This is a genomic window from Caballeronia mineralivorans PML1(12), from assembly GCF_001028175.1.
Taxonomy (GTDB): domain Bacteria; phylum Pseudomonadota; class Gammaproteobacteria; order Burkholderiales; family Burkholderiaceae; genus Caballeronia; species Caballeronia mineralivorans.
The window spans coordinates 77,205-87,866 of record NZ_AEJF01000005.1; the positions used below are offsets into that span (position 1 = coordinate 77,205).

Consider the following 10,662-nt stretch of genomic DNA (forward strand, 5'->3'; position numbering starts at 1 on the left):
CGGCCTCGCGCAAAGTTGCTTTGATGCCTTGTTTCGACCTGCTAGTTCGATGGAGACTGCACGACCAGGTTGATTTTCTTGGCCGGCTTTTTGCCGTGGCCGACTTTCGCTTTCCCCTTGTTCCCCGCGTTGAGCTCGACCTCGGTTTCCCAACTACGCCCCGAGTAGGTGTGGGTCACGGAATCGATCAGGAAGTCACCGTCCGCTTCCTTTTTGAAACCCTGCAGGGCTAAGACAATTCGCGATTTGCTCGATGCCGCGATGAATGCAAACGACGAGGAAGGAGACACCGTATGAGATGGAAGATCGATAACTCAGCCCGCGCGACAACTGTTCTTGACGCACGTGGGCACCTACAAATCGCCCGCGACAAAGCAACTTTGCAGGAAGAGATCCTCGACGCGTTAGAAGTCGAGCATCAGCCTAAGACTGTGCTGGTGCGATCGCTGCAAACAAGCATGAGGCTCGTCGACGTGGCCCTCGCTGAACTGGAGCGACAGGGTAGTATCGAAAGCTTCCGCATGATGAGCGAGCGGAAGCGAATGGATGTGTTCTGGTGTATCTCGGGAAGCGCAGCAAAGCCGCGTGCTGCGACACAAGGGTTTCGGGCGGCAGAGACGCTGGCCGCGTTTCAGGCGATCGCCATACAACGAGCAAGTAAACAATGAAAACTTTCGACTTGATTGAATGCGCAGATCTGCTGAAGGTCGACCGCAACACAGTGATGAAGCTCGCCGGGACCGGGGAGCTACCCGGCGCGAAAATCGGTCGTGCCTGGGTGTGCCTAGAAGATGACGTTCTTACGTTCTTGCGCAAGAAGGTGCACGAACAATCTCTCTCCCGCCTGCAGGGCGCACATGAGCCAGAAACTGACTCCCGTGTGGCCTGTGCGATCGCGAGGCAATTTGACACTCCGGACCGACGCAGACCGGGGAGACGCGCGCGGGTGCTTCCTCGACTTCCTGAGACAACATTTTTTGAAAGCGGCATTGAACACGAAAGCACTGCCGCGTCCTAGTACCACTCCTCGGAAATCCACTAGAGAACCATTGCGTCGCCAAACAGAGCCGAAGTCCACTGGCCGTTTTGGCGACGTAAGCGGACTGCGCCGAAACCGTTGTTGACCGGCGTCAGATTGGTACACATGGCGTCAAGGCGCTTCTCAATTTCCCGATCAAGCAGAGCTTTTCTACTGGCACCGGAGCTGATAAATGACTGGCTGGAAGCGCCGCGAACACGCTGTCGATCGACGTCCTTAGGCAGCTTCACACTGCCATTTATAAACGGCGTGAGTACAGATGTCGGGGCCGCACGAAGCATGAGATCCCATATCCCCTGGTACTCCGCCGTTACAGACCCGTGGTGGGCCACTTTGTAAATCGAAGCTTGTCTGAGGTTGCGGCCGAACCTTGATTCCACGATTCCCTGCCAGCCGGCCAATCCATGATGCTCCAGATCCGAGCCGAGCAGAATGGCATCGTCGCCCAGGTCAATATGGACAACGACAGATTCCATATTGGGTTGCAGATCGGGAGCGTGGTTAATTGGACTGTCGCCCGTCTCTGCGTCGTCGGACGGCACATAAGACGCGAAATGTTCAAGAGTTTTCGCCTGACCCTCGGTCGTTGGCGAAAGTGCAGCCACCTGTACTCTGTGCCCGCTTATCTGTCGCTGCATGATCAGCGTCCGGTGAAAAGCCGGGATCACCGCGCTGCCCAATCTACCTACCGAATCATACAGTTCGCGAGTACCTCTGCTTAGACCAGACGTATGCTTGCCTGAGTAGGCAGCCAAGAACGCCATTGCCTCTTGGTCATTGAAAACCCCCGAAATAAACAGCTCAGCGTTCGAGCACGCATTCAGTAATGCGGATAGTCCTCTAACGTGGTCATCATGCCAATGCGACGCGACGATCGCCAACACTTGAGTCGGATCGACGCCGATTTGCTGCAAATATTCTAGCGACGCGGGCACCTTCGTTTTCGGGTTTCGACACGAGTCGACCAACAGCCATTGATTGTCCCCGAGGTGCACGGCTATTGCTTCGCCATAGCCGGGGCCAAAAACCACGACCTCCGGCTCATCTGGAGCCGGTCCCGCCGTATATTGCATTCGCTTATTCTTCTAGAAGTGGTCGGGCCTGAAGCTTGGAATAAAGACGGTCAGCGTCCTCCCTGACTCGCGCAATCTGTGTGCGCGTCCATGTCGGCATCCGTCGAAATCGGAGCTCTTCTGTATTGCGTATCGTGCCTCCGCGCCTTTCTTTGTATAGCGACAGATAAAAAACCGCCCCCGGCGCGATCAGATCCAAGTCTTGCGGGTTCACCCATGTGAAGCTGATGTCAGCAGCATGATCTGACACATCGCGAGTCTTCGAAGCGAGGGTTACATACATCACCTCCGAAGCGCGGTCGACCGAACGTACGGTGCCTTCGAACACCTCGATGGGTGCCGTATAGGCGGTAACTTGTGCGACAACTCTCGGCGCTCCCTTCGCCAGTTTGCGGTCCTGTTTCAAGGGAACTTCGACTACGGTCGGGCTAGCAGCTACCAAAGTACCTTCTTTCAACCCTCCCACACTCAACAAAGCATCACTCCGCTCTGAGAATTGGCGGAGGACTTCGCTCACGTCCGCAATTGCATCGTTATTGCTCGCCACGAGCGTGGACGTCCCTGAGCCTTTAATGGACTCGGATGTCCTTGAGCCTTTGATAGACTCGCGTCTCGTGAGAGACGCCAGATCGGCGTGCAACGCCTTCAGGTAGCTACTCGGAGCTGCCAGCGCCTGTGTACTTGCCATCTCAGCCTCCCAGTACATCCGCCAACAGTTGGTCAGTCAGTTCCATCGAGCGATGCCATGCCGATTCCCAACTGTCTCTTACGATCTGCGCCGCCTTCTCTCCAGGGGGTTGCTTAGGAGAATCAACGCTGACCGCGCGGTGGTCATTGGTCGCAATGAAGACGCCCTCTTTGAGCAGGCCCGAAGGTTGCACAAATACGTGGTATTGATCGCCGCTGACTGCTACGCCATCGTCTTTGAGCTTCTCCGCCATCACCTGAAGATTCGCCATGCCGACGTGCATTCCAGGGAATAGGGTATTCCAACGGTCCTTCGGAACAAGGGTATCTCCGATTCGATGATACTCAGCCCACGTGGACGTTTTGTAATGCGACCGGAAATTTAATCCAACTCCCGTAATCAGCGTCTCAGGCAAGAGCATCAAGACGCCGACTGCTAGATCCATTAGTAAGGGCGTTACCGGCCCCAACGAGGTGGCGACTATTTGCTGCTGCAATGCCTGAAACGTAAACCAGTCCGTTTGGAAGGTCGTGACGTCCCGGCTCACGACGAGATTGCCTGTCCTCGCAACTTCGACATCCTCGGTTCCAATCAGGTTGTTGCGCCCGAACCAATCAGGAGAGAACAACGCGGGCAAAAATTCCCCTGAAAATACGATCTGCGCATCAAATATTTCGCGATTCGCGGCCATTTTCCCGTTCCCGACTCCACGCAACTGCGACTGGAGAATTTTTTTCAGGTCGACAAAACCACTGCCGGCTCAATAATAGTGTAGATAGTAACTGATTCAATACTCACGTCATCGTTCGCGACGCCACGCGTCTGTTTGATAGGACCTGAGTCACCATAGGCGAACCGCAAGATCGCTACCGCGGAGATTTGAATAGCGCATGAGCACTTTCGTATCGGAGTGTCCGGTGATCTTCGCGATTTGTACATCGGACAGAGAAGTCTTCTCGTAAAGCCGAGACGTAGCCTCGTGTCGCAGGTCGTGAAATGTCACGTCCCCGCACCCGGCCGCCGCGAAGATGCGACCGAATTGCCCTGACAGCCGCACTGATACTCCTGCCAACACCTTGCGATCACGACAACCGTCCCGCCACGGAAATAGTCGGCCACCATCGAACTCGAAGCCCGACATCTCCGGGTCACCGTCTTTGACCGCCTTCATATAATTCTCGAATGACTGGATCGCGACGGTCGTCAATGGCACCTGTCGCTTGCTACCGTTCTTCGTCTTGTCGAGAAATACCGTCCGCCGACCGACGTCAACCTGGTCGACGTCGAGCGTGTACATTTCACGCATCCGCATTGCCGATTCAATGCCGAGCTCGAACAAGAACTCCATAGCCGGTCGGAAATTCAGGTCAGGCCCACGTTGACGCTTTTCGGGCTTCTCGCCTGCAAGGATCCGCCTGACAGCTTTCTCTTCATCGACCCAAAGCCGGCGGTCACGATGCACGCCCTCTTTCGGCTTCTTGTCTTGTGCACGAACAGCGGCCGAGTCTTCGTCCGTGTATGTGGCATAGCGCTTCGGAAGAAGGCGCAGCGGATTTGTAGCGAGCGACGGCGTGCCGGATCGCACAACCCAATCGAAGCACCGAGCGAGCGCCCCCACGTAGTGGCGAATCGTCGATGGCGCCATAACGTCTTTCCGCTTCATGCTCTTCACCCCCGCCCACTGATAGTCGACACCCGTGAGCACCTGACCGTTCCAACGATCGATCAGTGCGTTGAGCAACGATGCATCCGAGGACGGTAGCGAGACCTCTGTCATGTAGGAGCGGATCGCATCGTCGATCGAGACCAGATCGCTACGTCGCGCGACAAGATCCTCGGGTAGGATGCCGGCGTCGAGCATCTGCTCCAGTCTCTTGACGTAAGCGTCGCCCTCTTCCTCTGTGTCAAAGGTCAAGGAAAGTGGCTTTGGCAGAATGCCTTTGCGCCGGATGATGTATTCCCACGTCCCGGATGGACGCATTCTTTTTGTGGACATAGCCCCGAGCCAAACTCACGCGAACGGCCAATGAGCCGATATGCGAGTGGTTTGGCGTTTTTTTGGAGTGGTTCGAGAGGGCTTTTTACCACTTTAGACGGCGCATTTCCATATATGGAAACCGCTCAGACAAAGAAAAAGCCCTGACGAATCAGGGCTTTGTCTGGAGGCGCGAGCCGGAGTCGAACCGGCCTAAACGGCTTTGCAGGCCGCTGCATAACCGCTTTGCTATCGCGCCAGAAGCGGGGACTACATCAAACATTCCGTGTCTGGCAAAACTGACCCACATCAACACATTGAGCCGGGCCACCAAACAAAAAGGGAAGCTTGGCTTCCCCTTTTTGTTGGAGCGGGAGACGAGGCTCGAACTCGCGACCTCAACCTTGGCAAGGTTGCGCTCTACCAGCTGAGCTACTCCCGCATGGTCTTACACTGTGCTGCCAGCCACCGGCTTACCATTGCCGAGGACCTCTTGATCTGGAGCGGGAGACGAGGCTCGAACTCGCGACCTCAACCTTGGCAAGGTTGCGCTCTACCAGCTGAGCTACTCCCGCATCTTGCCGACTTCTTCTGCCAATTTACTGCTTTTGTACTTCATCAAACGCTGCGGTGTTTTGCGCGCATCCGACAGAAACGAGATTATGGAGAAGCCCAACTTTAGTGTCAAGGGCTTTGTATGTGCCCCATCACTTTTTACCGCCTTCAACCCGCCTTCAACCGTCGATCAGAGCATGCCGCCCCGCTCGCGAATCTGCGGCCACGCGAGCTTCATGTAATAGAGCATGGACCAGACCGTGAGGAACGCGGCGACGTAGATCAGCCAGAGCCCCCACACACGGGTATCGATAACGAGCGGCGTGCCGGCAATCTTCAGCGGCCCGTAGAACAGCAACATGGGGATGGCCACCATCTGGCAAAGCGTCTTGAACTTGCCGAGCGAATTCACGGCCACGCTCTTCGATGCCCCGATCTGCGCCATCCATTCGCGCAATGCCGAAATCGTGATTTCACGTCCCACGATAACCAGCGCAATCACCGCGTTCAACCGCATCAGTTGCACAAGCACGAGCAGCGCGGCGGTCACCATGAGCTTGTCCGCGACGGGGTCGAGAAACGCGCCGAATGCCGATGTCTGATTGAGCTTGCGCGCGAGGTAACCGTCAAACCAGTCGGTCAGCGCGGCCAACACGAAGATGACCATTGCAAGCAGATTGCGATGGTCCGGGCTCATCATCACGTCCGGCAGATAGAAGACGCCCACGACGAGCGGAATCAGCACAATTCGCAGCCACGTCAGGAAAATCGGAAAATTAAACGGCATGGGCGTGACTCTTATAGAGAGGTGCCATTGTGCCGCGTCGACCTATATGTCACAAGCCGACGGGCCGCACGGCCGGACGTTGCACTCAATGCAACTGCCGGTAGATCTGCTCGGCGAGCGCCTGCGAAATGCCTTCGACGCTCGCAAGATCTTCCACGCTCGCCGCCTGCACGCCGCGCAAACCGCCGAAACGCGATAGCAGCTTCTGACGCCGTTTCGCGCCAATCCCCTCCAGTTCCTCGAGCCGCGATGTCTGCCGCGTCTTCGCCCGTTTGGCCCGCATGCCGGTGATCGCAAAGCGGTGTGCTTCGTCGCGAATCTGCGCGACGAGCATCAGCGCCGCGCTCTCCTTGCCGAGTTCGAGCGGCGCGCGGCCATCGGCGAAAATCAGGGTTTCGAGGCCGACCTTGCGCCCTTCCCCCTTCGCCACGCCGACCAGCATGCCGTGATCGAGGCCCAGTTCGGCGAACACTTGCCGCGCGATTTCGACCTGGCCCTTGCCGCCATCGATCAACACGATATTCGGCAACCGGCCTCCCGATGGCACAGGTTCAGCAACATCGGCTTCGGAACCGGTTTGTGGTTCCACTTGCCCTTGCGACTGCAACCCGGTTTGAGACTCAACGGGTTCATCGGCGGATCGCGCGGCGGCCTGGGCCAGCATCTTCTCGTAGCGGCGCGTGAGGACCTGGCGCATCGCGGCGTAATCGTCGCCGGGCGTGATGCCAGTGATGTTGTAGCGCCGGTATTCGGCCGACTGCATCTTGTGATGGTGATACACCACGCACGACGCCTGCGTCGCTTCGCCCATCGTGTGGCTGATGTCGAAACATTCGATCCGCAACTGCGCGAGATCGTCCATTTCGAGGCTCAATGTGTCACCGAGAGAACGCGTGCGGGCCTGTTGCGATCCCTGTTCGGACAACAGGCGCGCGAGCGCGAGCTTGGCATTCGATTCGGCCATCGACAGCCACGCGCGCTTTTGTCCCTGCGGCTGGCGCAGCACCGCGACCTTGTGCCCAGCCTGTTCGATCAGCAGATCGACGAGCTCGCGGTTCGTCGGTGCGTGGCTCACGACCAGCACCGGCGGCACGCGATTGCCGATGTAATGCTGCGCGATAAACGCTTCGAGCACCTCGGCTTCGAGCGCGCCCTGACGCTCGGATTCAGTCGCGTCGAGCGGCGGCATTGCACCGGTCTCGGCGATCTCGTCCTGCATCTCGCCAGTCGTCGCATGGGCCTCGAAATCCTGTTCGAGCGAGGCAAGCGTACCGGGCGGCAGGGCTATGTCATCGGCGCTTGCCTCCACTTGCTCGATAACAATATTGCCCACGCCTGCCACGATTTCATCGTCGGCGAGTTCTTCCGGCATCGCCTCTTCTATCGCGAGCGCCGCTTCCACGTGCGTCGGGAAATAGGCTTTATCGCCGAGATGCCGGCCGCCGCGCACCATCGCGAGATTCACGCACACCTTGCCGCCGAGCGCGACGACCGCGAGGATATCGACGTCGTTATCGCCGCCCACTTCGATCGCCTGCTGATGCAGCACCGTGGACAGCGAGCTCATTTGATTGCGCACGGCCGCAGCCTGTTCGAACTTGAGATCGGCAGCGAACGCGTGCATCTTCTGCTCGAGTTCCTTCATCACTTCGCCCTGCCGTCCGAGCAGGAAACGCGATGCGTTCGATACATCGCGTGCGTAGTCCTCTTCGTTGATCAAGCCGACACACGGAGCGGTACAGCGTCCGATCTGATGCAGCAGGCAAGGCCGCGTGCGGTTGGTGAAGACAGAATCTTCGCAGGTGCGCAACTGAAATACGCGCTGCAGGATCTGGATGCTTTCGCGCACGGCCCACGCGCTCGGGAACGGACCGAAGTACTGGTTCTTCTTGTCGACGCTGCCACGGTAATACGCCATGCGCGGAAACTTGTGGCCAGTGAGCTTCAGATAGGGATAAGACTTGTCGTCGCGAAACAGGATGTTGTAGCGCGGCGCGAGCGCCTTGATCAGATTATTCTCGAGCAACAGCGCTTCGGCTTCGGAGCGCGTGACCGTCGTTTCGATTTTGCGAATGCGCGTGACCATCATCGCGATGCGCGGCGAAAGCAGCGTCTTCGTAAAATAGCTCGACACGCGTTTTCTCAGGTCGCGCGCTTTACCGACGTACAGCACGTTGCCATGCTCGTCGTAATACCGGTACACGCCCGGCAAGTGCGGCAGCTGAGCCAGGCTTTTTTTGGGGTCGAAAACGTCGGAGTCTGTCATGCAGGGATGATTGCGGGGAGCGCGCGGCTTAAGTTCAGCAAAGTTTTATTGGTTTCCAGTCACGCCGGAAAATGCGCCGGATGGCCGACGAGAAGCGGACGAGTGATGCGTCGTCAACATGCAAGCTCGTAACGCAACCGTAACGCAGTGCACCGCGCGAATCGTTATCCTTAAAAACGCCAGTTTAGTTCAAACCGTAGTCCACCATTCATTAGCGGTTCGTCGCCGCCCTATTGCCCATGCCGTCTTCATCGGAACAATTGCCGGTTGCTGCCGGCAACGCCAGCGTCAATTTCGACGCTCCAGCTGGCAACATCGCCTGCGACATTTTCTGCGCAGTCATCGATAACTTCGGCGACATCGGCGTCTGCTGGCGGCTCGCGCGCCAACTCGCGGCTGAGCATGGCTGGCAAGTGCGCCTGTTCGTCGATAACCTCAAGGCCTTTCATGCGCTCTGCCCCGCCGTCGATCCCGCGCTCGACCGGCAAAGCGCCGCGGGCGTCGTGATCGAGCACTGGCACGCGCCGTCGCACGCCGGCGACACGCTGCAGATAGCCGATGTGGTGATCGAAGCGTTCGGCTGCGAATTACCGGCGGTGTACGTGAGCGCAATGGCCTGCCGCGAGCAGAAGCCCGTGTGGTTGAATCTCGAATATCTGAGCGCAGAGGACTGGGTCGCGGATTTTCATCTGAGGCCGTCGCCGCATCCGCGCTACGCGCTCGACAAAACATTCTTCTTTCCCGGCCTGGGTCCCGGAACCGGCGGGGTGCTGAAAGAGCGCACGCTTGACGCCGAGCGCGAGGCGTTCCGGCGCGATGCCTGGTGGCGCGCGCGTGTCGGCATCACGGCGCCGCCGCCCGGCACAACCGTGATCTCGATGTTCGCGTATGAGAACCCGGCCATCGATACATTGCTTGAACAATGGCGCGATTCGGACACGCCGGTCGCGCTGCTCGTGCCGGAGGGGCGCATCTCCGGGGCACTGGCGAGGTTTTTCGGCCTGCCGGACTTCCTTGCCGGGGCGAAGGCACAAAGCGGGTCGCTGAAGGCTTACGCGCTCGGTTTTGTCGAGCAGCCGCTCTTCGATTCCCTGCTCTGGGCCGCCGATCTGAATTTCGTGCGTGGCGAAGATTCATTCGTGCGGGCGCAATGGGCGCAGAAGCCGTTTGTCTGGCAAATCTATCCGCAAGGCGACGACGCTCATCTGCCGAAACTCGACGCCGCGCTCGCGCACTACGCGAACGGCTTGCCTGATGGAGCGCGGGCGTCGCTTGAACGCTTCTGGCATGCGTGGAACGGCGCGGGCGCCCCGGACTGGGACGATTTCTGGCGAAATCGCGCGCTGCTGGAACAGCGTGCCGCCGATTGGGCGGCGGAACTGGCGAGCATCGGCGATCTGGCTGGAAATCTGGCAGAATTCGCGAAAACTCAGTTAAAATAAGCGGTTATCCAACGGCTTGCAGTTCAGAACAATTAAGTTCCGGACGGAATTCCACAGTGCGACAGTGGAATAAGCACGGTGGGAATAGTCAGAATATCCAGTGAAGCGGCCACAAGGGCCAAGGCGCCCGAGGTTGGGGATTAACAAGATCCTTGGCCACGAGCCAGCCGTCGACACTGCAGCGATCAGGCTCACATTTTCGTACAGGACAGTTTTTTAATATGAAGACCGCACAAGAACTCCGCGTCGGCAACGTCGTGATGATCGGCAGCGATGCCATGGTCGTGCAGAAGGCCGAGTACAACAAATCCGGCCGCAATTCCGCGGTCGTGAAGATGAAGTTCCGTAACCTGCTTTCCAGCGGCAACATGGAATCGGTGTACAAGGCGGACGACAAATTCGACGTCGTCCAGCTCGAGCGCAAGGAAGTGACGTACTCGTACTTCGCCGACCCCATGTATGTGTTCATGGACTCCGACTACAACCAGTTCGAAGTCGAAGCCGACATGATGGGCGACGCATTGCACTACCTCGAAGACGGCATGCCGTGCGAAGTGGTGTTCTACAACGAGAAAGCCATCTCCGTGGAGCTGCCGACCGCGCTGGTCCGCGAGATCATCTACACGGAACCGGCTGTGAAGGGCGACACGTCGTCGGGCAAGGTCCTGAAGACCGCCAAGCTGGCCACGGGTTTCGAGCTGCAAGTGCCGCTGTTCTGCGGCATCGGCGACAAGATCGAAATCGATACGCGGACCAACGAGTACCGCAGCCGCGCGTAAAGTGCCGGTTGGCCGGCAGTCAGGCCGGCTCGCGTGAATTCACGTATCAACGCATTGA

General features: G+C 58.1%; 10 protein-coding genes, 3 tRNA genes and 1 pseudogene. 4 read left to right on the forward strand and 10 right to left on the reverse strand.

Translation table 11 applies throughout. The features are described 5' to 3' along the window. Positions 1-41 precede the first annotated feature (41 nt). A pseudogene (locus EOS_RS00995) lies at positions 42-233 on the reverse strand (late control protein); the annotation flags it as partial. Positions 234-293: 60 nt separating this feature from the next. Here EOS_RS00995 and EOS_RS01000 point away from each other — a divergent pair. Further along, positions 294-668, forward strand: coding sequence for a hypothetical protein (locus tag EOS_RS01000; protein WP_047844737.1), 375 nt, complete (start codon positions 294-296; stop codon positions 666-668). Beyond that, positions 665-1,018 (forward strand): helix-turn-helix domain-containing protein, encoded by a 354-nt coding sequence (locus tag EOS_RS01005; protein WP_047844738.1) that lies wholly within the window; start codon positions 665-667, stop codon positions 1,016-1,018. Before EOS_RS01000 ends, EOS_RS01005 begins: the two co-directional genes overlap by 4 nt. A gap of 20 nt (positions 1,019-1,038) precedes the next feature. On the opposite strand, the gene EOS_RS01010 is transcribed toward EOS_RS01005, so the two are convergent. The 9 genes from EOS_RS01010 to uvrC all read right to left on the reverse strand — a co-directional run bounded on the left by EOS_RS01010 (position 1,039) and on the right by uvrC (position 8,383). Next, complete coding sequence (locus tag EOS_RS01010) at positions 1,039-2,112, reverse strand: MBL fold metallo-hydrolase (RefSeq protein ID WP_047844739.1); 1,074 nt, start codon at positions 2,110-2,112, stop codon at positions 1,039-1,041. A 4-nt stretch (positions 2,113-2,116) separates the two neighbouring features. Next, on the reverse strand, positions 2,117-2,800 hold the full coding sequence (locus tag EOS_RS01015) for a hypothetical protein (RefSeq protein WP_152693059.1): 684 nt from the start codon (positions 2,798-2,800) through the stop codon (positions 2,117-2,119). Between the two features lies 1 nt (position 2,801). Then, entirely contained in the window at positions 2,802-3,491 is a 690-nt protein-coding gene (locus tag EOS_RS01020) for a hypothetical protein (RefSeq protein ID WP_047844741.1), read from the reverse strand. A gap of 150 nt (positions 3,492-3,641) precedes the next feature. Further along, positions 3,642-4,715, reverse strand: coding sequence for a site-specific integrase (locus EOS_RS01025; protein WP_235442662.1), 1,074 nt, complete (start codon positions 4,713-4,715; stop codon positions 3,642-3,644). 245 nt (positions 4,716-4,960) lie between these two features. Further along, positions 4,961-5,034, reverse strand: a tRNA-Cys gene (locus EOS_RS01030). Positions 5,035-5,141: 107 nt separating this feature from the next. Beyond that, positions 5,142-5,217 (reverse strand) — tRNA-Gly (locus tag EOS_RS01035). Positions 5,218-5,274: 57 nt separating this feature from the next. Continuing rightward, a tRNA-Gly gene (locus EOS_RS01040) sits at positions 5,275-5,350 on the reverse strand. A 170-nt stretch (positions 5,351-5,520) separates the two neighbouring features. Continuing rightward, positions 5,521-6,117, reverse strand: a complete 597-nt coding sequence (gene pgsA / locus EOS_RS01045) for a CDP-diacylglycerol--glycerol-3-phosphate 3-phosphatidyltransferase (RefSeq protein WP_047844743.1) — start codon at positions 6,115-6,117, stop codon at positions 5,521-5,523. 85 nt (positions 6,118-6,202) lie between these two features. Further along, positions 6,203-8,383, reverse strand: coding sequence for an excinuclease ABC subunit UvrC (uvrC, locus tag EOS_RS01050; RefSeq protein ID WP_047844744.1), 2,181 nt, complete (start codon positions 8,381-8,383; stop codon positions 6,203-6,205). 239 nt (positions 8,384-8,622) lie between these two features. Between uvrC and earP the strand changes: the two genes are divergently transcribed. Together earP and efp are read left to right on the forward strand one after the other, a co-directional pair. Then, on the forward strand, positions 8,623-9,825 hold the full coding sequence (earP, locus tag EOS_RS01055) for an elongation factor P maturation arginine rhamnosyltransferase EarP (RefSeq protein ID WP_082163172.1): 1,203 nt from the start codon (positions 8,623-8,625) through the stop codon (positions 9,823-9,825). Between the two features lie 221 nt (positions 9,826-10,046). Next, complete coding sequence (gene efp / locus EOS_RS01060; protein WP_047844746.1) at positions 10,047-10,604, forward strand: elongation factor P; 558 nt, start codon at positions 10,047-10,049, stop codon at positions 10,602-10,604. Positions 10,605-10,662 lie beyond the last annotated feature (58 nt).